We start from the raw sequence: 24,426 nt of genomic DNA, 5'->3' as shown, positions 1-24,426 counted from the left end.
CGTGAGCCATCCCGCAGCGCGTACGAACGTTCGTGAGCTATCCGCGACGCATACGAACGTTCGTAAGCTATTAGCGAGCGCGCCGCCGATACCTCTCCTCCACGGCGACGGCCGCCGCCGCGACGGCTCCGAGCACGGGAACCGCGAGCGGTGCGATGAACAGGCCCGAGCAGACCACCACCGCCAGTCCGCCGATGAGCAGGAAGGACCCGGCGGGATCCAGGACCGTACGGCGTCCGGCGCCCGCGAGCAGCACCCGCCATGGCACGCCCGGCTCCCAGACCGCCGCCGCCCGCAGCCCGGCGACGACCAGTCCGATGAGCGCGAAGAGGCCGACGGCACCCACGAGGGGGCCGCCCGGCATTCCCGCACGCGCGGCCTGCACATCCACCCAGACCGCGGCCGCCGCGGCCCAGCCGGCGAGCCCCGCGATCCACCCGCCGCGCACGGCCGCACGGAAGTCGGCGACGAACTCCCGTCCGCCGCCGCCCTCGTGAGCCGTGCGCCGGCGCAGATGCCGTGCCCCGGCGGCGAAGGCCGCGGGGTAGGTGAGCAGCGGCAGCGAGGCCACCGCGATCCACACCCCCGTGAGCAGACACTCGGCGAAGAGACCGAAGCGCTCGGCGAGGGCCGATTCGCGGGGCGGCTTGCGGGGCGGCTTGCGGGCTTTCGCCCACGGCCGGGCACGACGGGCTTCGGCCGTACGAGTCATCGGCACGTCAGCCCTTCAGCCCGGAGGTCGCCATACCGTCGATCAAGTGCCGCTGGAAGGCGAGGAAGAAGAGCAGGACGGGCAGCAGCGCCACCAGCGACATCGCGATCATGCCGCCGTAGTTGGAGGTGACGCCGTCCGAGTCGCGGAAGAGCATCAGGCCGAGCGAGACGGTGTAATTGCCGGGCTCGTTCAGGTAGATCAGCGGCCCCATGAAGTCGTTCCAGGCGTTGATGAAGGTGAAGATCGCGCTGGTGATGAGCGCGGACCGGCACAGCGGCAGCACGATCGACCAGTAGATCCGCAGATGCCCGCAGCCGTCGAGACGGGCCGCCTCGTCCAGTTCCCTGGGCAGGTTCCGCATGAACTGCACCATCAGGAAGACGAAGAACGCCTCGGTGGCCAGGTATTTGCCGATCAGCAACGGTACGTAGGTGTTGATCAGCTCCAGCTTCTGGAACATCACGTACTGCGGGATCAGCAGCACGTGATACGGCAGCAGCAGCGTGCCGATCATCAGCGAGAACATCAGGTTCCGGCCGGCGAACCGGATCCGGGCGAAGGCGTACGCGGTCAGTGAGCAGGAGACCAGGATGCCGACGACGGAACCGAGCGCGTAGACGAGGGAGTTCTGGAAGAACGTGGCGATCGAGACGTCGGCGATACCGTCCGCCAGCCCCTTGAAATTGGAGATGATCGGTTCCGTCGGGAACAGCTCCAGGCTGCCGATGATCTCTTTGCTGGGCTTGAAGGACGCGCCGATGACCCAGACGACCGGGTAGAGCACGACCGCGAGGACCAGCAGGGCGCCGAGGTGCCAGGCGAGCGAACCCTTCCGGCGCCGCCCGAGCGCGCGCGGCTTGCGAGCGGTGGTTGCGGTAGCGCTCATCGAGCGTCCTCCTCGTAGTGCACCCACCGTTTCTGGGACCAGAAGAGGACGGCCGTCACCAGCGCCACGGCGAGCAGCAGCATCCAGGCCATCGCGGAGGCAAAGCCCATTTGGGCCTCCTTGAAGCCCTTCTGGTACAGGTAGCAGGTGTAGACCAGCGTGGCGTCGGCGGGACCGCAGTACCCGTTGGAGACGACATACGCCGAGCCGAAGATCTGGAAGGAGTGGATGGTCTCCAGCAGGACGTTGAAGAACAGCACCGGAGAAATCACCGGCAGCGTGATGTTCCAGAACCGCCGGAACGGTCCGGCGCCATCGACCTCCGCCGCTTCGTACAGCTCACGCGGCACCTGCTTTAGTCCGGCCAGGAAGATGACCATGGGGGCGCCGAACTGCCAGACGGTGAGCGCGACCAGGCTGTAGAGAACCCAGTCGGCGTCGCCGACCCAGCCGCCGGTGTGGAAGCCGAGGAAGGTCTGCGCTTTGTCCACGACGGCGTCGTCGGAGAAGAGCGCCCGCCAGACGAAGCCCACGGAGACGCTGGCGCCGATCAGCGAGGGTGCGTAGAACGCGGCCCGGTAGAAGGCCTGGCCGCGGCGGCTCTGCGCGAGCAGCAGGGCGACGCCGAGGGCGAGCAGCAGCTTCAGCGGGGTGCCGATGATCACGTACTTGGCCGTCACCTCCACCGACTTCTGCCAGCGGGGGTCGTCGAACATCTTGGTGAAGTTGTCGAGACCGATCCACTTCGGTGAATTGAAGAGGTTGTAGTCGGTGAACGCGAAATAGAGCGAGGCGACCATCGGGCCTGCCGTCAGCAGCAGGAAACCGGCGATCCACGGCGACATGAAGAGGTAGCCGGCCAGATTCTCCCGGCGGCCCCGACGCTTGACGACGGCGGGGCGGGCGGGGCGTTCGGCAGGTACCTGGGGCGGTGAGTCCTTGACGAGCGTCACTGCTGTTCCCATCAAGCGGCGAGGGCGGCCTTCGCTTCGGAGAAGAATTGTTTGACCGCGTCGGCGACCTTCGTCTTGCCCTGGGACATGTCGTCGGCGATGCGCAGGAAGGTGGCCTCGACGGTGTCGGCGCCGGACGGGTGCGGAGTGATGGCACCAAGGACGCCTGCCGCGGAGGTGTCCTCCTCGTACTGGGCGATCTCCTTGCTGACCGGGTCGGTCGGCTTGAAGGCGTCGAACTGCTCGGTGGTCGCGAGGATGCCGCGGTCGTAGCCCATGATCTTGGCGGCCTCCGGGTCATGGACCATGAAGTCGATGAACTGGGCCACTTCCTTCGGATGTTCGGTGCGGGCGGAGGCACTCAGCATGAGTGAGGCGAGGTACTGGCCGGTCTGCTTGCCGTCGGTGGTGGGGATCGGGGCGAGTGCGTACGTGCTGTCGCCCTCGGTGCTGTACCGGACCGCGAAGTTGTCCCAGGTGAACTCCGAGGCGGCGTCGCCGGACGCGAGCGCCGACTTGGGCCTGAGCTGTTGGATCTTCTTGGGGTCGGTGATGATGCCGGCCTTGAGGCGGTTGTAGCCGTCGGCCCACCACTCCGTCAGGTCGGCCTCGTCGAAGCCGAGTCCGTCCTCGGTGAAGAAGGCCTTGCCGTTCTGGCGGAGGTAGAGGTCGTAGAGGTACATCACACCGAAGTAGCCGGTGTCCCCCGAGATCTTCTCGGTGTCGTGGATCTTCTTCAGGGCCTTGAAGTACTCGTCCCAGGTCCAGCCCTGCTCCGGCTTGATGCCGGCCTTGTCGAAGACCTTCTGGTCGATGACGAGGGACATGGTGTTGGAGCCGACCGGAATTCCGAGCTGCTTTCCGTCGACCTGCCCGACCTTCTCGACCCCCGCCCGGAATCCGTCCAGGCTCAGATTCCCGGCGTCTATCTGCGACTTGAGATCGAGCAGGATGCCCCGCTTGTCATACTTGCGCAGATAGGCCACCGCATTCTGGAAAACGTCCGGGGGATTTCCACCTGCGGCCTGCGTCTGGAATTTCTCCCAAAAGGCCACGTAGTCCTGGAAGTCGGTCTTCACCTTGATCTTCGGGTACTTCTTCTCGAAGAGCGCGATGGTCTGGTTGATACGCTTGGCGCGCTCTTCGGCACCCCACCAGGCGTAGCGGATCGTGACCGTCCCGTCCCCCGAGTCACTGTCGCCCCCACAGCCGGTCGTCGCGGCCAGCCCCAGCACGGCCGCCGACGCACCGGCCGCCTTGAGGATCGTCCGCCTCTCAACATTCCCGTTTTTCTGCATGGTCGGGCCCTCCCCGCGACATTGCGTCCACTGTCATGAATCGTTTCAAGTAAGCGCTTGCTGGCACAAGGTACGGAGGCCCTCCGGGCACGTCAATGATTCGGACAGGAATTGCTGGGACGCGGTTGGAGGACGCGGCGGGAGCGGCGGCGGGGCGGGGCGACGGAGGGCCGGCGAGTACGCAGGTGGGAGGCGCACGGCCGAAATGCCGAACGCCGGGAGGGGAGTTGAGAGCGAACGCACCAGGACCGAAACGGGACTCGCGACGCGCGGCCTACGGCGCTACGGCGCTACGGCGCTACGGCGCTACGGCGCTACGGCGCTACGGCAAGGATCCGTTGCGCCGGATACGGAGAGCGACGCCAACTCCAGCCGTGCAGCCGTGTAGCCGCGCAGACGCGCAGCCCCCGATTGCACCCCTGCTCTCCACTGCCGCTTCCAACTGCCCAGGCCACAACCACGACCACCGAGCCACAACCACAGCGCAGACACGACGAAGGCGGCCCGCCACGGAATCCGTGGACAAGGCCGCCTCTCGCATACGTGGGCGATACTGGGTTCGAACCAGTGACCTCTTCGGTGTGAACGAAGCGCTCTCCCGCTGAGCTAATCGCCCGGGCGCAGGAAGAACATTACCCCATGTCAGGGGGTGCCCCCGACCGTCCGGCGAGCGTGCGGGGAGGTCCGGCGGTCACCCTTGGACCGCCACCGCGCCGACCCGCTACTCCTTGATGTTCCAGGGCATCGCGAAGCCGAACTTCCAGACGTAGACGGCCATAAGAGCGGCGATGATCACGAGCCCGACGGTGGTGAGGATGATGTTGCGGCGCCGCACCCTGGGGTCGAGCGCACGCTGGGTCGCCTCGGTGACCTTGCGCTTCGTCCAGCGGAGCACCAGCTGGGCCCAGACGAACTCCGTCGCCCAGATCGCCATGCCTCCGAAGATCACCAGCCAGCCCGGACCGGGCAGCGGAAGCATGATCACGCCCGCGACGACGACCGCGAGCCCCACGATGAAAACGCCCACCTGCCAGCTCAGGTGCAGCGCGCGACGCGCCTTGATGAATTTCGGCGCCCTCGAGCCGAGCCCCCGCTCGGCGTTCGTTTCGTCAGCGGCCACGGCGACCTCGCCCGGCTCGTCACTCCCCGTATTCATACAACAAACCCTACCGGAGGGAAACCAGTCACCGGAATGGTCGTACCTCGCGAACGATCTCTCGGCCGGATGAGGTACCTAAAGACACGCAAAACACTCAGAGGGGTTTACAACGGCACCGTAGGTGGCATGTCGATTTCGCCGACGTGCGAATCCCCGAGCGCACACTGAGCGAAAGGCCCTGGCGCTTATGAACACCACGGTCAGCTGCGAGCTGCACCTGCGCCTCGTTGTGTCGAGCGAGTCCTCACTGCCTGTACCCGCAGGACTGCGGTATGACACGGCCGATCCCTACGCCGTGCACGCCACCTTCCACACCGGAGCCGAGGAAACCGTCGAGTGGGTCTTCGCCCGCGACCTCCTCGCCGAGGGCCTGCACCGGCCCACCGGCACCGGCGACGTCCGCGTCTGGCCGTCCCGCAGCCATGGTCAGGGCGTCGTCTGCATCGCCCTGAGCTCTCCGGAGGGCGAAGCTCTGCTCGAGGCCCCGGCGCGGGCCCTGGAGTCGTTCCTGAAGCGAACGGACGCCGCCGTGCCCCCCGGCACGGAGCATCGCCATTTCGATCTCGACACGGAGCTCTCACACATCCTGGCCGAGAGCTAGAGAGAACCCACAAAGCCGCCCGGCGCCGTCCACTCGGGGAGACGGCTCGGGCCAAAACGTCCCGATCGGGTACACACCGGCGCCGCCACCGCGTATACACGCGGGGGCGGCGTCGGCATGTCCGCAGGAGCCGACTCGTCGGCCGCACGGCCGACGCCCGGCCGCCGAAGGCGCCGCGTGTACCGGAAACGTGTCGGCCGTAACGCCGGCGCCTCAGGCATGGCCCGCGACGGTTCCCCGGCCGCGTCGAGCCGCTAGGCTCGGCCAGCATCGGCGGGCGCCCGCCCGACCCCCAGGCCAGGGAGCGAAACGTGCTGATCACCCACGACACCCGGTGCGCGCTCGACGCCGTGGTCGATCTGGTGAACACCGCACCGGAGGACGACGACGCGAGGGACGGTCTCTCGGATGTCGCGTCGCTCGCAGATTTCGTAGGAAAGCACGAGATCAGCGATGTCGGCGTCCTGTCGGAGTTCGATCTCTCGGCGGTGCGCAAGATCCGCGACCGGTTCGCCGGGGTTTTCGCCGCCGCGGACGCCCGGATCGCGGCCGGCCTGATCAACGAACTGGTCGCCGCCGCCGGAACCACCCCCCGGCTCACCGATCACGACGGCTACGACTGGCATGTCCACTACTTCGCGCCGGGCGCCTCCGTCGCCGACCACCTCGCGGCCGACTGCGGGATGGCACTGGCCTTCTTCGTGGTGGCCGGGGAGCAGGAGCGGCTGCGCCGGTGCGAGGCGCCGGACTGCCGACGCGCCTTCGTCGACCTCTCCCGCAACCGCTCCCGCCGCTACTGCGACAGTCGCACCTGCGGCAACCGCCTCCACGTGGCCGCCTACCGGGCGCGCCGCAAGGAAGCGGCGGGCTGACCGGCAGCGTCCGCCCGTTCCCGCGTCGGCCACGGGCGGCGAGGCAGAATCCGACCCGGCCGGGAGCGGCGACAGCACCGGAGCCGTAACGGCAAAGGAGCCGTGACGGGGGGTGGAGCCATACCGGGGGCAGGGAGGACGGCGGAGCTGGGCACCAGGAACGCGCCGGGCTGACGGAGCCCTCGGCGGGTGGCGCCAGGGGCTCCGCGTACGGCTCAGAGCAGCAGCAGGTCGTGCAGCGATGCCATGAGCAGAAGGCAGCCGATCACCGCAAGGAAGATCATCAGCGGTGGCTGGGAAAGCGCGAAGAGACAACCTCGCCGCTCCTCGGGAGGAGCCGCGGTGTCGCTCTGGGTTGTGTCCAGCATCTCGTCGCGATGATGGCGCAGCCGACACCCGCCCCGGGATCAACACGCCCGGGATGACCGGGAGTTCGCCAATATCCGTGAGGGCGCGGAGCGAACGTGATCACTTGGGCGCGGGTCGGGTGATCTTCTGTGTCGTTTCAGCCCGTCAGGCCGCCCGCTTCATCTGCCTGCCGGGCTTCCTCATATGCCGTGCTTCTTGAGGATGGCCTCGATGTCGCTGAAGTCGTCCGAGGCGCCGGTCGCCCGGGGGGTGGTCGCGGGCCGGGCCGCCGGGCGGGCGCCCTCCCCCAGTGAGGGCGCGGAGGCCGCGGGGGCCACTGCTTCACGCTGGGCGGCCTTGGCCGCCTTGCGTTCCTTGCGTGTACCGCCGCTGCGGCGCTCCACGGCACGCGTGGTCGCGAACAGCAGCCAGGCACCGCCGAGCAAGGCGAAGCCCGCCCATGCCGTCGGGCTGAAAGTGGTGTCGGCCGCCCAGCCGACGACCCCCGTCATCACCAGGCCTACGGGCACCAGCGAGTACGCGGCGATGCGGGCGGCCGCGAGGAAGCGCTTGCGGTAGGCCGTGACCACGGCTATGCCCAGGCCGGCCGCGGAGACGGCGGAACAGACGGTCTCGGCAATCATCCGGTCCTCCAGGCGGGCTCGATCGGGCAGGGGAGGCTCTCCCTCCCATCCTGCACCGCCCCGCGCCCGGTATGCCATGGTCCGACCGGACCTCAGGGACATCTCCGGGTCGTCTCCTCCCCAGGGCCCGTTCCAGGCTCCGCCCCGGGACCGCTCGGGAGGTCCCGGTTGGGTCGTCACCTCTGCTCCTGGAAGACTGTGGACCATGAACGACTCCTCCCCCGCGCCTCTCGCCGTCCCCGTGCTGGACGTCTGGTGCGAACTCCAGTGCCCCGACTGCCGCAGCGCCCTCGACGACCTGCGCGCGCTGCGCGCCCGCTACGGCGATCGTCTCGAGCTGCGGCTGCGGCACTTCCCGCTGGAGAAGCACAAGCACGCCTTCGCCGCGGCCCAGGCCGCCGAGGAGGCCGCGGAGCAGGGGCAGGGCTGGCCGTACGTCGAGGCGGTGCTCGGCCGGGTCGAGGAGCTGGACCGTAAGGGAGAACCCTTCCTGGTCGAGGTGGCCCGCGAACTCGGTCTGGACGCAGAGGAGTTCGACACGGCGCTGATCGACGGCCGGCACATCCTGATCGTCGACGCGGACCAGGCCGAGGGCAAGGCGATCGGCGTGACCGGCACCCCCACCTATGTCATCGGCGGCGAGCGCCTCGACGGCAACAAGAGCCAGAAGGGGCTGCGCGAGCGCGTCGAGGAAATCGCGGACCGCCTCCTGGCGGAGCGTGAACAGGAAGGCTGAGACCAGGAAGGCTGAGAACGGGAAGGCTGAGGGGAAGCCTGAGGTCCGGCGGAGGGAGCCTGCCCGTGGAGGCCGGAGGGGGCTCGTCGTACACGTCGGCCCAGGTTCAGAGCAGCTCCTTGTACAGGACGTACTGCGTCGGCTCGTAGCCCAGTGACTCGTAGAGGCGCTCCGCGGGGGTGTTGCCGGCGAAGACGTTGAGGCCGATCCGGCTCTTTCCGGCGGCCACCGACTGGGCCTCGGCCAGCAGCATCAGCGAACGTCCGTGGCCCTGGCCGCGGTGGCGTGCGTCGGCCTCGACGTCGAAGACGAACGTGCTGCCCTCGGACAGCGCCAGCCACAGCGTTCCGACGGGCACCCCTTCGTGCTCCAGGACGGTGAGCAGTGTTCCGGGACTGTCCACGCCGTCGGGGAGATGCCTGGCGTGGTCCTTCTCCGCCTTCTCCCGTGCCTCGGCCTCGGGAACGCCCCGGTCGATCCAGCTCTGCGCGTAGTGCGCCCTGCCACGCTCCTCCCACGGACCGAACTCGGCAGCCGTCATGGGCCGCCCCCGGCTGCCCTCGGGAAGTCCCGGGGCGGTGGTGCCGAGCCGCTTCTCCATGCCGCGGTTGCGCAGGACGTAGCCGAGCGCGCCGGCCAGCCGCAGGCCGGCCTCGCCGGGCACCTGGACCTCGATCCGCTTGCAGCCCCAGCCGCGCACCACCTCCTCCGCGGCGAGCGCGGCGACCGTGCCGCGGCCGCGCCGCCGGTCCGGCTCCTCGATGCGCAGCTCGTCGATCCGGGCGACGGACGGCCCGAAAACAGGGTGCGTCGCGAGGTGGATCACGCCTACGGGGCGGCTGTTCACGCACACGTGGTAGCGGCGCGAACGCGTCCCGTCGGCGGCATGCTGAAGCGGCTCGACCGGCCGCAGGGTGGTGGTCATCACGGGAGTTCTACCCGCCCTGCGGCCCTCCGTCATCCGGATATCCGAGTGCCCTGGCCGTCCTACGGGTCGAGGTCGTCCCCGGCCTGCTCGTCGAAGAGCCGCATGGCCTTGGCGGTCACCGGGCCCGGCGCGCCCGGGAGTTCGCGGGAGTCGACCCGGTGCACGCCCTGCACATCGCGCAGCGTGGACGTGAGGAACACCTCCTCGGCGCTGTCCAGGACGTCGAGGGGCAGGTCGGTCTCCTTGGCGCCGGTCCACTCGACGGTGAGCGCGCGGGTGATGCCCGCGAGGCAGCCGGAGTCGACCGGCGGGGTGTGGATCTCGCCGTCGAGCACGACGAAGACGTTCGACCCGGTGCCCTCGCACAGCCGGCCGACCGTGTTGGCGAACAGCGCCTCGGACGCGCCCTGTTCGCGCGCGCGGGCGAGGGCGACGACGTTCTCGGCGTACGAGGTGGTCTTGAGACCGGTGAGCGCGCCGCGCTCGTTGCGCGTCCACGGCACGGTGATCACGGCGGTGGAATCGGGGCGGCGGGCGGACTCGCCGACGGCGACGACCAGGGTCGGCCCCTTCTCGCCGCGGTCGGAGCCGAGCGGACCGTAGCCGCCGGTGTACGTGATGCGCAGCCGGCCGAGCGGCATCGGATTGGCGTCCAGGACGGCGGCGCAGGCGCGGCGTACCTCGTCCAGGTCGGGCTCGGGCAGCCCGAGGCCCCGCGCCGAACGCGCCAGCCGGTCGAGGTGGCGGGTCAGCGCGAACGGCCGCCCCTCGGCCGCCTTGACGGTCTCGAAGATGCCGTCACCCACGGTCAGCCCGTGGTCGAAGACGGAGACGCGGGCGGTCTCGGAGTCCTGCAGCCCGCCGTCGAGCCAGATCTTCACGTCAGGGTCCTTCCACTTTCCTCGTACTCCCCCGACGCTACCGCGAGCAGCCGGGCGGCCTTCAGCTCGGTCTCCCGCCACTCACCCTCGGGGTCGGAGCCCCAGGTGATGCCCGCGCCCGTGCCGAAGCGCAGCAGGCCGGCGGGGCGGTCGATCCAGAAGGTGCGGATGCCGACGGCGAGCTCCGCGGTCCGCCGGTCCGCGTCGACCCAGCCGATGCCGCCGCAGTACGGACCGCGGGGCGCCGTCTCCAGGGCCTCGATGATCCGCAGCGCACTCGACTTGGGTGCGCCGGTCACGGAGCCGGGCGGGAAGGAGGCGGCGAGGAGTTCCGGCCAGCCGACGTCCGCGCGCAGTTCGCCGTGGACGGTGGAGACGAGGTGGACCAGGCCCGGATGCTTCTCGACGACGCAGAGGTCCGGGACGGTCACCGTCCCCGTGGCGCAGACGCGTCCTATGTCGTTGCGGACGAGGTCCACGATCATCACGTTCTCGGCGTAGTCCTTCGTCAGGAGGTCCGCCTCGGTGCGCCCGGTGCCCTTGATCGGTCCCGACTCGACGGCGGCGCCGGTGCGGCGCAGGAAGAGTTCGGGAGACGCGGTCGCGATCTCGACGCCGTGCCCCGGCAGGCGAATCGTTCCGGCATACGGCGCCGGGTTGCCGCGGGCCAGCAGGGCGGTGAGCGCGTCCACGTCGGCGTCGGGGGCGATGGGCGCGGAGAGCACCCGGCAGAGGTTCGCCTGGTAGACCTCGCCGGCCGCGATGTGCTCGCGGATGCGGCGTACCCCCGCCGTGTACGCGGTGCGGTCGAGGGACGACGTCCAGTCACCGGCCGCGGGGCCTCGCCACCGCCCCGGCTCGGGCGCTCGCACCGCTTCCTCTTGTACGTTCCGGAAGCGGGCGCAGGTCAGACGGCCCTCGAAGTCGGCGCAAACGGCCCAGAAACCGGTGGAGTCGAGGGCCGCGGGGTCGCTGGTGACGTCGAGGAGACCGGTCGCGACGAGGCCGCCGAAGCGGGCGAGAGGAGGGAGGTCGAGCACGCCGTCGAGTCTATGGCGGGTGACCTGAGGATGCCCTGACCATGTCTTCGAGCAGGCGCACCGCAGCACGCTGCACAAACGCGTTTTTGTGCTGGCCCGGGAATCCGCTAGAGTTCAACACGTCGCCGGGACGCGAGAGCGGACCGAAACGACAAGCGGACGTAGCTCAGTTGGTAGAGCGCAACCTTGCCAAGGTTGAGGTCGCGAGTTCGAGCCTCGTCGTCCGCTCGGAAGAACAGGGGATCTTCCCGAATCCCTGCACTCCTGGTGGAGTGGCCGAGAGGCGAGGCAACGGCCTGCAAAGCCGTCTACACGGGTTCAAATCCCGTCTCCACCTCCATGGACGATTAGCTCAGCGGGAGAGCGCTTCCCTGACACGGAAGAGGTCACTGGTTCAATCCCAGTATCGTCCACTGGTCCGCAAGGATCCCCGCGCGATTAGCTCAGCGGGAGAGCGCTTCCCTGACACGGAAGAGGTCACTGGTTCAATCCCAGTATCGCGCACGCAGCACCACCTGGTCCCTGTAGCTCGAGGGCCCGTCCCGCGCGATTAGCTCAGCGGGAGAGCGCTTCCCTGACACGGAAGAGGTCACTGGTTCAATCCCAGTATCGCGCACCAGCCGAAGCCCCCGGCCGTCTCGTACGGTCGGGGGCTTCGTCGTTCCCGCCGTCCGCAGCGGCATGGATGCACGCCGTCCCGGCGGCACGGAAAAGGGCTCCTCCACTCGGGAGGAGCCCTTTTTCAGTCAGGACGAGAAGAGCATGTGACCGAAGCTCTTGTGCCGCTGGTGGCCGCCGTGGCCGCCGTAGTGACCGCCGCCGTGCCCACCGTGCGGGGCACCCCAGGCGGGAGCGGCCGGGTAGGCCTGCGGGGCGGCCGGGGGCGGCGGTGCGGGCTGCGACCACTGGGACTCCAGCTGGGTCAGCGACTCCAGCTCGCCGTAGTCCAGGAATATCCCGCGGCAGCCGCTGCACTGCTCGATCTGGACGCCATTGCGGTTGTATGTGTGCATCGGCGCATGGCACTTCGGACACTGCATGGTCGGCTCAACTCCTCGCCGGTCGGTGGTGCTTCGCCAGGTAGAGACACTGCCCGGCGGTGGTCGGTTGCACCTTACGTGGCACTTCCGTGGATGAACTCCGGCGGGACTCCGCCCATTCGGTCGCAGGCGTCGATCACCGCCTGCTCCACCTCGTCCAAGGGACGGTCGGCGGTCACGGCCTTGGCGACGGCCACAGCCGCCGTCTGCACGGTGAGGGCGCGGGCGGCGACATCCAGCACGGGCCAGGGGTCGCCGTCGGCGGGAACCGCCGGGCCGCCCTCGGCGCGGTACGCGGCGAGGAATCGGGTCCACTCGTCCGGCGGGAGCAGCCCGCAGGCGTACCAGGCGGCCGGGCGGGCCAGGTCCCAGGCCGGCTCGCCCACGCCGAGGTCGTCCACGTCGATGAGGAGCCAGGGACCGGTCGTCGCGGGATGGCGGACGAGCTGGCCGAGGTGGAGGTCGCCGTGGCACAGGGTCTTCGAGGACGGCATGGGCGCTTCGGCGCGGGCCCAGGCGGGCAGACCGGCCCAGGCCCGCAGGATCGGGGCGGCGGCGGGGTGCGGGCCGGCCGCGTGGAGGCGGGCGAGCGCGCGGGCCGCCTTGGCGGGACCGCGCATCGGCGGCAGACCCTTTGGCGCGGGCGCCTTGTGCAGCCGGGCGAGGAGGGTGGCGGCCGCCTCCCAGGGGGCGGCCCGCGGACAGTCGGGGTTCACGGGGCTGCCGTACGGCCAGAAGGTCACCGGGCGGCCGTGCAGGTCGGCCGGGGTCGGACTCAACGGGGGCAGCAGGATGCCGGCGAGCCGCGAGGCGATCTCCAGGCGCAGGGCCAGCTCGGCGGGATCGGTGTCCGGGGCGTGCGCCTTCGCCACCGTGTCGGCATGCCGGACGACGGTGCCGTCCGCGCGGTCCGCCAGCGTGCCGGCGGCGTCGCAGCCGCAGGGCCCCGCTTCCGGGTGGGCCATGGCTCTCACCCGCGCGGTCAGCCCGGGCAGCAGGTCTGCGGTCATGAGTCCCCCAGGGTGGTCGGTTCACCCGTGAGCGTACGGACCCGGCCGGCCCGGAAAAAACAATGCCCGCGCAGCTCCCCAGCTGCGCGGGCATTTGTGCCGTCCGCCGCACCCCCGTCCCCACGGGGTTTCATGGCCGGATGTCCCCGCCCGGACCGCTCTTCCGGGCTTGGGGCGCCGCTCAGCGCCCCAACATCACACCCACGGACGACGCTTGTGTGACCACTGTTTCCCAGCCGTCGAAGACGAGCAGGAGCAGGGCCGCCAGGGGAAGGGCCATCGCGGTCGCCACCAAGGGGTGGCGACGGCCCGTGCGGCGGGTGCCGAACGCGGCGGTGTACGCCCTGCGTCCCTGCGTGCGGATCGCCGTCCGCGGTGCCGTGTGGGCCATGGTCCCTCTCCTGACCGAGCTTCTGTTGTGGTTGGCAGCGGCGAGTGTCTGACCTCGGGGGACGAGTGCTGCACCCGCCGCTTGACCTCAAATCTAGGCGCCCGGCGGCTGCCGGTCGTCATGCCCTCGTACCGCTTGACGGGCCTCCCCGAGGATGAGCGATGACCTGCGGCGTACTCCCCTGGGTGGAGACGAGGTCCTAGGTCTCAGGGTCTTCCCGGAGGGGACGCCCGGAGTGCCCCTACTGTTCCGAGGCGTCCTCCCTGGGCACGGGCTGCTCGACCAGCGCCAGCACCCGGTTCGCCATGAAGCGCGCCGTGCGCACCACTGATCCGCTTCGGGTGACTTCGCTCACTTCCACGACCCCCCTGCGCACCGCCGTCTCCACCCGGCGGCCCGCCCTGCTCGCCACCACCTCGTAGGTACGCGTCGTGTCCCCGGCATCCACGACTATCTCCACGCGATCACCCTTCACGGGTTCAATCCCCCTTCTGTGACGGGTGGTTGGGAGCACAGGCAGCTCAAAACCAGCCTGTTCACAGGCTCCCTGACCACCTTTCAAGTTTCCCACCAGGCACTGACAATCGATGGGGACCAGAGGGCGCGGCCTCTGCGCGCACCCGGCCGGGGAAACGTAAGCTGTGGCTCGTCAAACGGACCGGGCAGCGGGGATGGACATGGCGATGATGCGCCTGAGGCGCGAGGACCCGCGTGTCGTCGGCTCGTTCAGGCTTCACCGACGGCTCGGCGCGGGCGGGATGGGCGTTGTCTACCTGGGCTCCGACCGGCGTGGCCAGCGGGTCGCGCTGAAGGTGATCCGGCCGGACCTGGCGGAGGATCAGGAGTTCCGGTTCCGGTTCGCCCGCGAGGTCTCGGCGGCACGGCGGATCAGGGGCGGGTGCACGGCCCGGCTGGTGGCCGCCGACCTGGACGCGGACCGGCCGTGGTTCGCCACGCAGTACGTGCCCGGGCCCTCCCTGCACGACAAGGTCGCCGAGGAGGGGCCGCTGTCGGCCGCCGACGTGGCCGCCGTGGGCGCCGCCCTCTCCGAGGGGCTCGTCGCCGTGCACGAGGCCGGTGTCGTACACCGCGATCTGAAGCCGTCCAACATCCTGTTGTCCCCGAAGGGGCCGCGGATCATCGACTTCGGCATCGCCTGGGCGACGGGGGCCTCGACGCTCACGCACGTCGGTACGGCCGTCGGGTCGCCCGGCTTCCTCGCGCCCGAGCAGGTGCGCGGCGCCGCCGTCACGCCGGCCACGGACGTGTTCTCCCTCGGCGCCACGCTCGCGTACGCGGCGACCGCCGACTCCCCGTTCGGGCACGGCAGTTCCGAAGTGATGCTCTACCGGGTGGTGCACGAGGAGGCGCATCTGAACGGTGTGCCGGACGCGCTGGCGCCACTGGTGCGCGCGTGCCTCGCCAAGGACCCGGAGGAGCGGCCCAGCACGCTCCAACTCTCGCTGCGGCTCAAGGAGATCGCGGCCCGTGAGGCTCAGGGCATCGCGGACGTACGGCCGCCGGCCCAGCGCGGTGAACCGGACCGGCCCTCGGGGCGGCTCGCGGAGCAGTACGCCGAGCAGCGGACCCAGCGCCGGCCGCAGGGTGCGCCCGGGACTCCCCCGCCCCGGACCGGGGGCGGGCCGCGCTCCGGCTCGCGGCCGACGCCGGCCCCGCGCAACTCCACCCGCTCCGGCAGCCGGCCCGCACCGCGCAGCGGCGCCGGGCGCTCCTCGCCGCGGACCACCGGGACCGGACGGCGGCCGGCCAATCCGCGGCTGCTGCGCCAGCGGCTCTTCGTGTTCGTCGTCGTGACCCTGCTGGTGGCGCTGGGCATCGCGGCGGCCCAGGGCTGCCAGGGGCCGGCGCGCGGGCTCGACGACGGCGGCGTACGCAAGGACGTACGACAGGAGCAGTCGTACGAGCCGTGGCGGGGGATCTGACGGATCAGCGGTACCGGAGCGGGATCAGCCCGGTCCGATGGCGCGCCGGGCGGACGGGCCCCCGGGCGGCCGGAGCCGGCAGGTCAGAGTTCCGGCAGTACGCGCTCGAAGAACTCCCGGTCGCCGTCGAAGACGGGTTCCATCGCCAGGAATTCGCCCGGGGTGACCCAGCGCGCCTCGGCCACCTCGCCCGGGTCGGGGACCACCTCACCCGTGCCGGACTCCGCCGTCCACCAGTGGAGGCGGAAGTGTCCGTCGTCGGTCGGGCACTCCCAGACCTTCCGCAGCGGCGAGACGTCCAGGCCGACCTCCTCGCGCACCTCTCTGACCAGCGCTTCCTCCTGGGTCTCGCCTGGTTCGAGCTTGCCGCTGAGGGGTGCCCAGTAGCCCGGGCGGGCCGCCTGCGGACCGCGCTTGATGACGAGCACCCGCTCGCCGCGGCGCAGCACCGCGACGATCGCCTCACGCTGGTCCCTCACTCTCCCGGGCCCTGTCTATGACTGGGGCCGGCCGGTGGCCACCGCGTAGAAGGCGACCGCGGCCGCGGCGCCCACGTTGAGGGAGTCGACGCCGTGGGCCATGGGGATGCGGACCCATTCGTCCGCCGCGACCAGTGCCTGCGTGGACAGGCCGTCGCCCTCCGCGCCGAGCATCAGCGCGACCCGGTCCATCTTGTGCGGTGCCGTCTCGTCGAGGGTCTTCGCCTTCTCGTCGGGGGTGAGCGCGAGCAGGTTGAAGCCGGCCTCGCGGACCGACTCCAGCCCCTTGGGCCAGGTGTCCAGACGTGCGTACGGCACCGAGAAGACCGCGCCCATGGAGACCTTGACGCTGCGTCGGTAGAGCGGGTCGGCACAGTCCGGGGAGAGCAGTACGGCGTCCATGCCGAGGGCGGCGGCGGAACGGAATATGGCGCCGATGTTGGTGTGGTCGTTCACGGATTCCATGATCACGACCCGGCGGGCGGTCGCCAGGAGTTCGTCCGCCGTCGGCAGCGGCTTGCGCTGCATCGAGGCGAGCGCGCCGCGGTGCACGTGATAGCCGGTGACCTGCTCGGCGAGCTCCGGGCTGACCGCGTACACCGGGGCCGGAAGTTCGTCGATGACGTCGCGCATGACGTCGACCCACTTGGCGGACAGCAGCATGGAGCGCATCTCGTAGCCTGCGTCCTTGGCCCGTCTGATGACCTTCTCGCCCTCGGCGATGAACAGGCCCTCGGCGGGTTCGCGCTTACGGCGCAGCTCCACGTCGGTCAGGCCCGTGTAGTCGCGCAGACGCGGGTCGGCGGGGTCCTCAACGGTGATGAGATCGGCCACAGGGTGATACTGCCTTGTCCTGGGTGCGGTGCCAACGGCTGGGAACGGGTTGGGTTACCCGGGGTTACTCGAAAGTCTGCGGGCCCACGTCCACGACCGCGCCGATGACGATGACGGCCGGGGGCTTCACGTCCTGGGCGCGTACGGTCTCCGCGACCGTCGCGAGCGTGGCGTCGACACGGCGCTGGGCGGCCGTCGTGCCTTCCTGGACGAGGGCGACGGGTGTGCCGGCCGGCTTGCCGTGGGCCACGAGCGTGTCGGCGATCTTTCCGATCTTGTCGACGCCCATCAGGATCACGAGCGTGCCGCGCAGCTTCGCGAGGGCCGGCCAGTCGACCAGCGAGCGCTCGTCGTCAGGGGCCACATGGCCGCTGACCACCGTGAACTCGTGTGCGACACCCCGGTGGGTGACCGGGATGCCGGCCGCGCCGGGAACCGAGATCGAGCTGGAGATACCGGGGACGACCGTGCAGGGGATGCCCACCTCGGCGAGCGCCTGGGCCTCCTCCATGCCACGGCCGAAGACGAAGGGGTCGCCGCCCTTCAGCCGTACGACCGACTTGCCCTGCCGGGCGTGCTCGATCAGCGCGTTGTTGATGGCCTCCTGGGCCATGAAACGGCCGTACGGGATCTTCGCCGCGTCGATCACCTCGACGTGCGGCGGGAGTTCGGCGAGCAGATCGCGCGGGCCGAGGCGGTCCGCGATGACCACGTCGGCCTCGGCGAGCAGGCGGCGGCCGCGCACCGTGATGAGGTCGGGGTCGCCGGGGCCGCCGCCGACCAGGGCGACGCCGGGGGTGCGGACGCGATGGTGGGGGGCGACGAGGGTGCCGTCGCGCAGGCCCTCGACCACGGCATCCCGGATCGCCGCCGTGTGGCGCGGGTCGCGGCCCTTGGCGTTCGTGGTGAGGACGGCGACCGTGACGCCCTCGCTGTGCCCGGTGGCCGGGGTCCAGGCGGTGGCCGCGTCGGCGTCGTCGGAGCGGACGCACCAGACACGGAGGCGCTCCGCTTCGGCGGAGGCCGCGACGTTCGCCGCCGCGTCGCTGGTGGCGATCAGGGCGTACCAGGCCTCCGCGAGGTCACCGTCCTCGTACCGGCGCCTCGACCAGGTGATCTCGCCCGTGTCGGCCATGGCTTCGACCGACGGGGTCGCCTCGGGAGACACGAGGTGGACCTTCGCGCCCGCCGCGATGAGCGCGGGGAGGCGGCGCTGGGCGACCTGGCCGCCGCCGAGGACGACTACGCGGCGGCCGGTGAGGCGCAGGCCCACGGGGTAGGCGGGGTGTTCGGCCATGGAGGTGCGGCTCCTCGTACGGGCGGTGCGAGAGGGGCCCCTGCGGCGGTGGAGAAGCCCTTGACGTGCGGATTTTAAGATGCGCGTCCAGAGTACGGCGGGGTGGGGGGTGGGCAGGCGCGATCGCCCGCCCACCGCCCCGGCGTACTACTTCTCGGTGACTCCCGCCGAGTCGAACGTCGCCACCTCGTGCATCGCTCGCGCGGCGCTCTGGACCACGGGCAGCGCCAGCAGCGCGCCCGTGCCCTCGCCCAGGCGAAGGTCCAGGTCGACCAGGGGGCGCAGTCCGAGCTTGTTCAGCGCGGCCACGTGGCCCGGTTCCGCGCTGCGGTGGCCCGCGATGCAGGCGGCCAGGACCTCGGGGGCGATGGCGCGGGCCACCAGGGCCGCGGCGCCGGCGCTCACGCCGTCCAGGATCACCGGCGTCCGCAGGGACGCGCCGCCGAGCAGCAGGCCGACCATCGCCGCGTGTTCGAGGCCGCCGATCGCGGCGAGGACGCCGATCGGGTCGGCCGGGTCCGGCTGGTGGAGTTCGAGGGCTCGGCGGACGACCTCGGTCTTGCGGGCGAGGGTCTCGTCGTTGATGCCGGTGCCCCGGCCCGTCACCTCGGCCGGGTCCGCCCCGGTGTAGACCGAGATCAGGGCCGCAGAGGCCGTGGTGTTGGCGATGCCCATCTCACCGGTGAGCAGGGCCTTGTTGCCTGCCGAGACGAGGTCGCGGGCGGTCTCGATGCCCACCTCGATGGCCGCCTTGACCTCCTCGCGGGTCAGCGCGGGACCGGTCGTCATGTCGGCCGTACCGGCGCGGACCTTGCGGGGCAGCAGGCCGGGGGTCGCCGGGAGGTCGGAGGCGACGCCGACGTCGATGACGCAGACCTCGGCGCCGACCTGGTTGGCGAACGCGTTGCAGACCGCGCCGCCGCCGAGGAAGTTGGCCACCATCTGGGCCGTGACCTCCTGCGGCCACGGGGTGACGCCCTGGGCGTGCACGCCGTGGTCGCCCGCGAAGATCGCGACGGCCGCGGGCTCCGGGATCGGCGGCGGGCACTGGCGGGACAGGCCGGACAGCTGCGCGGAGATGATCTCCAGCATGCCGAGCGCGCCGGCGGGCTTGGTCATCCGCTTCTGCCGCTCCCACGCCTCGCCGAGCGCCTTGGCGTCGAGCGGGCGGATGTTGGAGACGGTCTCGGCGAGCAGGTCGTGCGGCTCCTCGCCGGGCAGGGCGCGGCGGCCGTACGTCTCCTCGTGGACGACCCACGACAGCGGGCGGCGCTTGGACCAGCCCGCCTGCATCAGCTCGGGCTCGTCCGGGAACTCGTCGACGTAGCCCACGCAGAGGTAGGCGACGACTTCGAGGTGCTCGGGCAGGCCCAGCTCGCGCACCATCTCGCGCTCGTCGAAGAAGCTGACCCAGCCGACGCCGAGGCCTTCCGCGCGGGCCGCGAGCCACAGGTTCTCGACCGCGAGCGCGGAGGAGTACGGGGCCATCTGCGGCTGGGTGTGCCGGCCGAGGGTGTGGCGGCCGCCGCGGGTCGGGTCGGCGGTGACGACGATGTTCACCGGGGTGTCGAGGATGGCCTCGATCTTGAGTTCCTTGAACTGCTTGGCCCGGCCCTTGGGCAGCGACTTCGCGTAGGCGTCGCGCTGACGCATGGCCAGTTCGTGCATCGAGCGCCGGGTGTCGGCGGAGCGGATGACGACGAAGTCCCAGGGCTGGGAGTGGCCGACGGACGGCGCCGTGTGGGCCGCTTCGAGGACGCGCAGCAGTACCTCGTGCGGGATCGGGTCGCTGCGGAAGCCGTTGCGGATGTCCCGGCGCTCGCGCATCACACGCAGTACGGCCTCGCGCTCGGCCTCGTCGTAGCCGGGGGCCGCCGGGCCGGTGGACTCTCGTACGTCTTCCACTGCGGCCGTGCTCTCTTCCTGGTCGGCGACCTGGGTGTCCAGGTCATCCGCGTGCTGTGCGACTACGGGCTCGGGGTCCGCCAAGGGCGGCTCCGGGGTGGGGAGTTGCGATACGGGGGGCTGCGCCGCGACGGGTGCCTCGGCCTCGCGGGGGGCGGGCACCGTCACGGCGGGCGTCTCCTGCGCGGCCATCACCGGAGCCGGGGCTTCCGCCTCGGTCGGCACCTCGGCCGGCAGCTCGTGCGGCGCCTCTTCCGACAGCTCGTGCGGCGCCTCTTCCGACAGCTCGTGCGGCGCCTCGGACGGCTCCACGACGGCCGGGGCGGCCTCCTCGGCGACCGGCTGCTCCTCCGCGGGGAGGGGCGGCACCGTCATGGCGTGCGACGGGGTCGGGGCCAGGTGCGGGGTGGTGGGCACCGCGCCCTCCACCGGCACGAACTGCCCGAGGGACTGGTCGGCGTGGGGCTCCGGGGAGAAGCCCGGCGGGCCTGCCGGGTCACCGTGCGCGGGCTGCTCGCCGTGCTGCGCCTGCCCCGCGGACGCCTGGGGCGCCACGGCGTGAGCGCCGACTCCGACGGGCACACCGTGCAGGGCCGCGGCGGCGTGCTCCGCGTACTGCGGCTCCGGCTCGGCCTCCGCGTGGCCCTGGGCCCCTGCTTCGGCGACGAGTTGCGGCTGGACCTCGTCGGCGACAGGCCGCGCGTCCTCGTCGGGGAGTGCCGTGTCCGCGAACTGGACCGCGGTGTCCGTGATGTGGACGGCCGGGGCGGCGAGCTGCGGCTCGGGCACGTGCGCGGCCTGGGGGTCGAGGGCCGGGTCCGGCGCCTGCTGGGGGTCGAGGGCCGGGTCCGGCGCCGCATGCAGGTCGAGGGAGATTTCCGGCGCCTGGTGCGGGTCCTGCGCGGGCCCGGGCTGCTCGGTCCCGGCCTGCGGCACCGCCTCCGCGGCGGCGGCCTGGGCCGGATCCGGGGCGGCGTCATACGGGGGTACGGGGAAGTCGGCGGCCGGCGCGGGCACTGCGGTGTCCGGAGCGGCCGGCGGCACGGCGATGTGTCCGGTGTCGCCCGTCGGCTGCGCGGGGTCGGGAGCCGCGGGGAAGGGCGTGGTGTCCGGGGCCTGCGGTTCGGGCGAGCCGTCCGGGACGGGGCCGGTCCCGTCGGCGTACTGCACCTGCGGGTGGGTGACACCGTCCGGTGAGCCGTCCACCGCGTAGAGCGCCTCGGCCTCGGGAGCGGCGAACGGCGTCTCCGCGGCCGGAGGAACGTCCGTGGGTGCGGCGGCCCCGGCGTGCTGCGCGTCCGCGGCCGGCGGCTCGTCCGAGGCGTGCGGCACCTCGGTGAACGCGGGTGCGTCCGGCGTCTGCGGGGGCTGCGGCGCCTCCACGAAGGCCGGTGCGTCCGGCGTCTCGGCCTCGGCGAAGGGCGGCATCTCGGACGCCTGCTCGGGCTCGACGAACGGCGCCGGCTCGTCGGCCGGCACGGTCCCGAGACCCGGCGCGGCCTCCGGGACGACCGGGGCGGCCGGGGCGGCCTCCGGGACGACCGTTTCTGCGGGGGGCCCCTCGGGGCTCACCGGTGGCACCGCCTGTGTCTGCGGCGGAGCGCCCCAGGGCACCGCGCCCTGGGGAGGGGTCTCCGCGAGCTGCGGCGGCGCGTCGAGGTACTCGGGTCCGGTCGTGGGCGGTCCCACCTGGCGCAGCGGGGCGTCCGCCGGGCCGCGGTCCGCCAGCGAACGCACCGGGCTCGACGAGATGTCCGGGGTCGGCGGGCCGAGGTGCAGCGGGCGGCGCGGCGGGGTCGCCTGCGGCGCGGCTGCCTGGGACAGCGTACGGACGGCGCTCAGGTCCACGGAGCCGCTGTCGCGTCCGTCCGTCTCGTGCGGTCCTGGCTCGTGGACGACGGGCGCCGGGGCCGGCATCGCCTGCGGCATCTCATTGCCCCAGGCACCCTGCTGGCCGGGCATCAGGAGCAGGTCGTCGTCATCGGCGGCGGTGTCGGAGGGGTCGAGGTAGGTGTACGCGCCCGGCGCGGGGACGCCCGGCTGCTCCACCATGCCTGCGTTCTCCGGCAGTCCCTCGCCCGGGACCTGGCCGGTGTCGGTCATGCGTACCCCTCGCCCATCGGTTTAGTGCTTCTTCGCCAGCTGGCCCGGAACGGCGCACCGACCGCCCCGCAGTGAAGAACGAGCGTGCGTGCCCAGCGGCACGAACGACCCGCCAGCAAAGGCGACAAAGCCATTAACTGGCATTGTCCCGGTCGTCCCGCCGTCGCGACAGCTTGATCCGCGACAGCCCGCTGTGGACTGCGCCACGTTGCGCGCCCTCCGGCTCCGCCGTACCACACACATCCCAAAAGAGGCGCGTTTTCCGGACATTGACCGACGAGGTGCCGGGTGACCGGAGTGCGGTACAACGATCGGCCAGCCTACCGCGCCGGTACGACAACAGGATCACGGGGAGCGGTCGGGCAATCGGCCGCTGAGCAGGAACGCGACGCTCCGCTCCTTCTCCGTCCAGGCCCTCGTGTCCAGCTCGACGGACTGCAGGAGGGCGCACTCGACCAGGTAGCCGTGCTCCGTCAGACCCCTGCCGATGAGTTCCGCCGCGTCGCGGGTCGCGGCATGCGTGACGATGCCCTGCGGGCGGCGGTCGGCGACGGCCGAGACCACCGCGGCTCCCCCGCCCCCGACCCGTACGACATCGGGTTCGGGGAGGTTCTCCAGTATGTGCGGCGCGGCGCCGTGCACGACCTGGAGCTGGACGCCGAAGCGGCGCGCGGAGACCGTCGTACGGCCGCAGGCGTCCTGGTCCCGGTCGACGGCGATGACGGCGGCGCCGCAGCGCGCCGCCTCTGCGGCGAACGCCCCGCTGCCGGAACCGATGTCCCAGACGAGGTCGCCCGCGCGCGGCCCCAGGCGGGCGAGCTGGGCGGCGCGCAGCAGATCCGTTTCGCCTTCGCCGAGTGCGCCGCCGTACGCCTCGGCGGGCAGCGCCCAGCCGCGCGGTTCCGCGCCCGGTTCGCGTCCGGCGATCCAGCCGCCGCCCTCGACCGCGGTCACGGGACCGCCGATGACGATGACGACGTTCGGGTCGCGCCAGGTGTGGTCGGCCGCCTTGTCGGAGGTCAGGACGGTGACCTGTTCGCGTTCGGTGCCGAGTTCCTCGCAGATGACGAAGGTGCGGTGGACTCCTTCGAGCAGCAGGCCGAGTTCGGCGGGTCCGGCGCCGGGTGAGGTGAGGACGGCGACTTTGGTGTGGGCGCGGCATACATTCACCGCCCGTCGCAGGGTGCGGCGGTGTGCGACGACCACTTGGGCGTCGTCCCAGGGCATTCCGGCGCGGGCGAAGGCGGTGGCGACGGACGAGACCGCGGGCACGACCTCGACCTCCAGGCCGAACTCGGGGGCGCGCAGCGTGCGTACGACACCGAAGAAGCCCGGGTCGCCGTCGGCGAGGACGACGGCGGTGCCGCGGTGGGCGGCGATACGGCGGGCGGCGAGGGCGACGCTGCCCAGGCGGATGCGCTCGGCGGCCGGGGGGACCTCCGCCAGTGTCAGGTGGTGGGCCGCGCCGGCGACGAGGGTGGCGGCGCCGAGGGCGGAACGCGCGGCCGCGGTCAGGGGCGAGCCGTCCCAGCCGATCACCGTGACCCGGTCGGCCATCGTCGTCAGTCTCCAGGGGGTCTTCGCAGGTCGTCAGGGCAGCCCGTGCATGGCGCTCCGTGAGCGTACCTGGTGGAGCTGAATGGTGCGGCGTACGGGGGCCGGGCCGGGTTCCGGCGGCCCCGTGGTCTCAGTTCCAGTCGGAGAACGACGTGAAACCGCCGGTGTCCGCGAGTTCCTCGCCGACTCCGTCGAGGTCCTCCGGGAGGAGGCTCCAGACGATGAAGTCGGTGCGCACGTCGGTCCACGTGCCGTCCTCGGTCCGGACGTGGGCTATGCAGGCGTTGCGCAGGACGCCCTCGCTGATGCAGCCGATCTTCTGGGCGACCTGCTGGGAGGCGGTGTTGTCGGCCGCCGTGCGCAGCTCGATCCGCTCGAACTTCTGGTCCCCGAAGAGCCATTGGGCGGTGGCGAGCGCCGCCTCGGAGGCATAGCCCTCGCCGCGGGCCCAGGGGGCGATGACGTACGAGATTTCGGTGGACCGGATGTGCCAGTTCGTCTTGTCGAGCTGGACGATGCCGACCAGTCGCTGGGTGAGGAACTCGGTGACGGCGAGGTCGAGGCCGCGGCCCGCGGTGCGTTGGGCGGGCGCGTACTCGGTGATCCAGCGGCGGGCCCGGTCCTCGGTGTAGGGCTGGGGCACGTCGGTCCAGGCCCCTACCTGCTCGTCGTTCATCATCTCGGCCAGGGCGGGGACGTCGTCCTCGTCGAGGGGGCGCAGTACCAACCGCTCCGTGCTGATGGAGATGTTGGGGAAGGTGCTAGTCATGCGCCGCTCCGTAACCTTCGGAAACCTTCAGGGCCTG

General features: G+C 71.4%; 24 protein-coding genes and 6 tRNA genes. 9 read left to right on the top strand and 21 right to left on the bottom strand.

The annotated features are described in order from the left end of the window. Positions 1–70: 70 nt before the first annotated feature. From SAVERM_RS35020 to SAVERM_RS34995, 6 genes are all read right to left on the bottom strand, one after another. Positions 71–712 (bottom strand): hypothetical protein, encoded by a 642-nt coding sequence (locus tag SAVERM_RS35020; protein ID WP_042494616.1) that lies wholly within the window; start codon positions 710–712, stop codon positions 71–73. A 7-nt stretch (positions 713–719) separates the two neighbouring features. After that, on the bottom strand, positions 720–1,601 hold the full coding sequence (locus SAVERM_RS35015; protein ID WP_037646541.1) for a carbohydrate ABC transporter permease: 882 nt from the start codon (positions 1,599–1,601) through the stop codon (positions 720–722). Further along, a complete protein-coding gene (locus SAVERM_RS35010) occupies positions 1,598–2,566 on the bottom strand; it encodes a carbohydrate ABC transporter permease (RefSeq protein ID WP_202497560.1) in 969 nt (322 codons plus the stop codon). The genes SAVERM_RS35015 and SAVERM_RS35010 overlap by 4 nt, the downstream gene beginning before the upstream one ends. After that, on the bottom strand, positions 2,566–3,852 hold the full coding sequence (locus SAVERM_RS35005) for an ABC transporter substrate-binding protein (RefSeq protein WP_010988210.1): 1,287 nt from the start codon (positions 3,850–3,852) through the stop codon (positions 2,566–2,568). The genes SAVERM_RS35010 and SAVERM_RS35005 overlap by 1 nt, the downstream gene beginning before the upstream one ends. A 544-nt stretch (positions 3,853–4,396) precedes the next feature. Further along, positions 4,397–4,468, bottom strand: a tRNA-Val gene (locus SAVERM_RS35000). Positions 4,469–4,573: 105 nt separating this feature from the next. Next, a complete protein-coding gene (locus SAVERM_RS34995) occupies positions 4,574–5,008 on the bottom strand; it encodes a TIGR02611 family protein (protein ID WP_010988209.1) in 435 nt (144 codons plus the stop codon). A gap of 190 nt (positions 5,009–5,198) precedes the next feature. Between SAVERM_RS34995 and SAVERM_RS34990 the strand changes: the two genes are divergently transcribed. Next, positions 5,199–5,612 carry an SsgA family sporulation/cell division regulator gene (locus SAVERM_RS34990; protein ID WP_003959770.1) on the top strand — a complete coding sequence of 138 codons (414 nt, stop codon included), beginning with the start codon at positions 5,199–5,201 and terminating at the stop codon, positions 5,610–5,612. Between the two features lie 311 nt (positions 5,613–5,923). Next, positions 5,924–6,484, top strand: a complete 561-nt coding sequence (locus tag SAVERM_RS34985; protein WP_010988208.1) for a CGNR zinc finger domain-containing protein — start codon at positions 5,924–5,926, stop codon at positions 6,482–6,484. A gap of 215 nt (positions 6,485–6,699) precedes the next feature. Here the strand turns inward: SAVERM_RS34985 and SAVERM_RS43475 are convergent, their stop codons facing one another. Continuing rightward, entirely contained in the window at positions 6,700–6,852 is a 153-nt protein-coding gene (locus SAVERM_RS43475) for a hypothetical protein (protein WP_010988207.1), read from the bottom strand. A gap of 180 nt (positions 6,853–7,032) precedes the next feature. Beyond that, positions 7,033–7,476: a hypothetical protein gene (locus SAVERM_RS34980; RefSeq protein WP_010988206.1), complete on the bottom strand. Its 444-nt coding sequence runs from the start codon at positions 7,474–7,476 to the stop codon at positions 7,033–7,035. A gap of 205 nt (positions 7,477–7,681) precedes the next feature. On the opposite strand from SAVERM_RS34980, the gene SAVERM_RS34975 reads away from it, so the two are divergent. Continuing rightward, complete coding sequence (locus SAVERM_RS34975) at positions 7,682–8,212, top strand: DsbA family protein (protein WP_010988205.1); 531 nt, start codon at positions 7,682–7,684, stop codon at positions 8,210–8,212. A 106-nt stretch (positions 8,213–8,318) separates the two neighbouring features. Here the strand turns inward: SAVERM_RS34975 and SAVERM_RS34970 are convergent, their stop codons facing one another. The 3 genes from SAVERM_RS34970 to SAVERM_RS34960 form a co-directional block, all read right to left on the bottom strand. Continuing rightward, on the bottom strand, positions 8,319–9,137 hold the full coding sequence (locus SAVERM_RS34970; RefSeq protein ID WP_037646534.1) for a GNAT family N-acetyltransferase: 819 nt from the start codon (positions 9,135–9,137) through the stop codon (positions 8,319–8,321). 62 nt (positions 9,138–9,199) lie between these two features. Beyond that, positions 9,200–10,021 carry an aminotransferase class IV gene (locus SAVERM_RS34965; RefSeq protein ID WP_010988203.1) on the bottom strand — a complete coding sequence of 274 codons (822 nt, stop codon included), beginning with the start codon at positions 10,019–10,021 and terminating at the stop codon, positions 9,200–9,202. Continuing rightward, the gene (locus SAVERM_RS34960) at positions 10,018–11,061 is read right to left on the bottom strand and encodes a chorismate-binding protein (RefSeq protein WP_037646532.1); all 1,044 of its coding nucleotides are present in this window, start codon (positions 11,059–11,061) and stop codon (positions 10,018–10,020) included. The genes SAVERM_RS34965 and SAVERM_RS34960 overlap by 4 nt, the downstream gene beginning before the upstream one ends. 155 nt (positions 11,062–11,216) lie before the next feature. Here SAVERM_RS34960 and SAVERM_RS34955 point away from each other — a divergent pair. From SAVERM_RS34955 to SAVERM_RS34935, 5 genes are all read left to right on the top strand, one after another. Next, positions 11,217–11,289 (top strand) — tRNA-Gly (locus tag SAVERM_RS34955). Between the two features lie 38 nt (positions 11,290–11,327). Continuing rightward, positions 11,328–11,401 (top strand) — tRNA-Cys (locus SAVERM_RS34950). 1 nt (position 11,402) lies between these two features. Then, positions 11,403–11,474 (top strand) — tRNA-Val (locus SAVERM_RS34945). A gap of 19 nt (positions 11,475–11,493) precedes the next feature. Then, positions 11,494–11,565: transfer RNA gene (locus tag SAVERM_RS34940), tRNA-Val, on the top strand. A gap of 40 nt (positions 11,566–11,605) precedes the next feature. Further along, a tRNA-Val gene (locus tag SAVERM_RS34935) sits at positions 11,606–11,680 on the top strand. 127 nt (positions 11,681–11,807) lie between these two features. On the opposite strand, the gene SAVERM_RS34930 is transcribed toward SAVERM_RS34935, so the two are convergent. The 4 genes from SAVERM_RS34930 to SAVERM_RS34915 form a co-directional block, all read right to left on the bottom strand. Continuing rightward, positions 11,808–12,101: a TFIIB-type zinc ribbon-containing protein gene (locus tag SAVERM_RS34930; RefSeq protein WP_078234571.1), complete on the bottom strand. Its 294-nt coding sequence runs from the start codon at positions 12,099–12,101 to the stop codon at positions 11,808–11,810. Between the two features lie 74 nt (positions 12,102–12,175). After that, entirely contained in the window at positions 12,176–13,111 is a 936-nt protein-coding gene (locus tag SAVERM_RS34925; protein WP_010988200.1) for an aminoglycoside phosphotransferase family protein, read from the bottom strand. A gap of 181 nt (positions 13,112–13,292) precedes the next feature. Continuing rightward, entirely contained in the window at positions 13,293–13,502 is a 210-nt protein-coding gene (locus SAVERM_RS34920; RefSeq protein WP_010988199.1) for a hypothetical protein, read from the bottom strand. Positions 13,503–13,743: 241 nt separating this feature from the next. Then, a complete protein-coding gene (locus SAVERM_RS34915; RefSeq protein WP_037646528.1) occupies positions 13,744–13,977 on the bottom strand; it encodes a hypothetical protein in 234 nt (77 codons plus the stop codon). A gap of 196 nt (positions 13,978–14,173) precedes the next feature. Here SAVERM_RS34915 and SAVERM_RS34910 point away from each other — a divergent pair, with 196 nt between their 5' ends. Further along, positions 14,174–15,445 carry a serine/threonine-protein kinase gene (locus SAVERM_RS34910; RefSeq protein ID WP_042493905.1) on the top strand — a complete coding sequence of 424 codons (1,272 nt, stop codon included), beginning with the start codon at positions 14,174–14,176 and terminating at the stop codon, positions 15,443–15,445. Positions 15,446–15,528: 83 nt separating this feature from the next. On the opposite strand, the gene SAVERM_RS34905 is transcribed toward SAVERM_RS34910, so the two are convergent. The 6 genes from SAVERM_RS34905 to SAVERM_RS34880 all read right to left on the bottom strand — a co-directional run bounded on the left by SAVERM_RS34905 (position 15,529) and on the right by SAVERM_RS34880 (position 24,389). Continuing rightward, positions 15,529–15,924: an NUDIX domain-containing protein gene (locus SAVERM_RS34905; RefSeq protein ID WP_010988197.1), complete on the bottom strand. Its 396-nt coding sequence runs from the start codon at positions 15,922–15,924 to the stop codon at positions 15,529–15,531. A gap of 15 nt (positions 15,925–15,939) precedes the next feature. Then, a complete protein-coding gene (locus SAVERM_RS34900; RefSeq protein WP_010988196.1) occupies positions 15,940–16,758 on the bottom strand; it encodes a TrmH family RNA methyltransferase in 819 nt (272 codons plus the stop codon). 64 nt (positions 16,759–16,822) lie between these two features. Further along, positions 16,823–18,055: a uroporphyrinogen-III C-methyltransferase gene (cobA, locus tag SAVERM_RS34895; protein ID WP_010988195.1), complete on the bottom strand. Its 1,233-nt coding sequence runs from the start codon at positions 18,053–18,055 to the stop codon at positions 16,823–16,825. Positions 18,056–18,202: 147 nt separating this feature from the next. Continuing rightward, positions 18,203–22,063, bottom strand: coding sequence for a nicotinate-nucleotide--dimethylbenzimidazole phosphoribosyltransferase (gene cobT, locus SAVERM_RS34890; protein ID WP_010988194.1), 3,861 nt, complete (start codon positions 22,061–22,063; stop codon positions 18,203–18,205). 345 nt (positions 22,064–22,408) lie between these two features. After that, on the bottom strand, positions 22,409–23,620 hold the full coding sequence (gene cbiE, locus SAVERM_RS34885) for a precorrin-6y C5,15-methyltransferase (decarboxylating) subunit CbiE (protein WP_010988193.1): 1,212 nt from the start codon (positions 23,618–23,620) through the stop codon (positions 22,409–22,411). Between the two features lie 130 nt (positions 23,621–23,750). Beyond that, on the bottom strand, positions 23,751–24,389 hold the full coding sequence (locus SAVERM_RS34880; protein ID WP_010988192.1) for a GNAT family N-acetyltransferase: 639 nt from the start codon (positions 24,387–24,389) through the stop codon (positions 23,751–23,753). Positions 24,390–24,426 lie beyond the last annotated feature (37 nt).

It is taken from the genome of Streptomyces avermitilis MA-4680 = NBRC 14893 (assembly GCF_000009765.2).
Classification (GTDB): domain Bacteria; phylum Actinomycetota; class Actinomycetes; order Streptomycetales; family Streptomycetaceae; genus Streptomyces; species Streptomyces avermitilis.
The sequence above is the reverse complement of the archived record's forward strand: the minus strand, read 5'-3'. Positions and strand labels throughout refer to the sequence as shown.

Excerpts from the sequence above, each read along its gene's own strand:
- SAVERM_RS35020 (WP_042494616.1), bottom strand. The coding sequence starts at position 712 with ATGACTCGTACGGCCGAAGCCCGTCGTGCCCGGCCGTGGGCGAAAGCC.
- SAVERM_RS35015 (WP_037646541.1), bottom strand. The coding sequence starts at position 1,601 with ATGAGCGCTACCGCAACCACCGCTCGCAAGCCGCGCGCGCTCGGGCGG.
- SAVERM_RS35010 (WP_202497560.1), bottom strand. The coding sequence starts at position 2,566 with ATGGGAACAGCAGTGACGCTCGTCAAGGACTCACCGCCCCAGGTACCT.
- SAVERM_RS35005 (WP_010988210.1), bottom strand. The coding sequence starts at position 3,852 with ATGCAGAAAAACGGGAATGTTGAGAGGCGGACGATCCTCAAGGCGGCC.
- SAVERM_RS34995 (WP_010988209.1), bottom strand. The coding sequence starts at position 5,008 with ATGAATACGGGGAGTGACGAGCCGGGCGAGGTCGCCGTGGCCGCTGAC.
- SAVERM_RS34990 (WP_003959770.1), top strand. The coding sequence starts at position 5,199 with ATGAACACCACGGTCAGCTGCGAGCTGCACCTGCGCCTCGTTGTGTCG.
- SAVERM_RS43475 (WP_010988207.1), bottom strand. The coding sequence starts at position 6,852 with ATGCTGGACACAACCCAGAGCGACACCGCGGCTCCTCCCGAGGAGCGG.
- SAVERM_RS34980 (WP_010988206.1), bottom strand. The coding sequence starts at position 7,476 with ATGATTGCCGAGACCGTCTGTTCCGCCGTCTCCGCGGCCGGCCTGGGC.
- SAVERM_RS34975 (WP_010988205.1), top strand. The coding sequence starts at position 7,682 with ATGAACGACTCCTCCCCCGCGCCTCTCGCCGTCCCCGTGCTGGACGTC.
- SAVERM_RS34970 (WP_037646534.1), bottom strand. The coding sequence starts at position 9,137 with ATGACCACCACCCTGCGGCCGGTCGAGCCGCTTCAGCATGCCGCCGAC.
- SAVERM_RS34930 (WP_078234571.1), bottom strand. The coding sequence starts at position 12,101 with ATGCAGTGTCCGAAGTGCCATGCGCCGATGCACACATACAACCGCAAT.
- SAVERM_RS34925 (WP_010988200.1), bottom strand. The coding sequence starts at position 13,111 with ATGACCGCAGACCTGCTGCCCGGGCTGACCGCGCGGGTGAGAGCCATG.
- SAVERM_RS34920 (WP_010988199.1), bottom strand. The coding sequence starts at position 13,502 with ATGGCCCACACGGCACCGCGGACGGCGATCCGCACGCAGGGACGCAGG.
- SAVERM_RS34910 (WP_042493905.1), top strand. The coding sequence starts at position 14,174 with ATGGACATGGCGATGATGCGCCTGAGGCGCGAGGACCCGCGTGTCGTC.
- cobA (WP_010988195.1), bottom strand. The coding sequence starts at position 18,055 with ATGGCCGAACACCCCGCCTACCCCGTGGGCCTGCGCCTCACCGGCCGC.
- cobT (WP_010988194.1), bottom strand. The coding sequence starts at position 22,063 with ATGACCGACACCGGCCAGGTCCCGGGCGAGGGACTGCCGGAGAACGCA.
- cbiE (WP_010988193.1), bottom strand. The coding sequence starts at position 23,620 with ATGGCCGACCGGGTCACGGTGATCGGCTGGGACGGCTCGCCCCTGACC.
- SAVERM_RS34880 (WP_010988192.1), bottom strand. The coding sequence starts at position 24,389 with ATGACTAGCACCTTCCCCAACATCTCCATCAGCACGGAGCGGTTGGTA.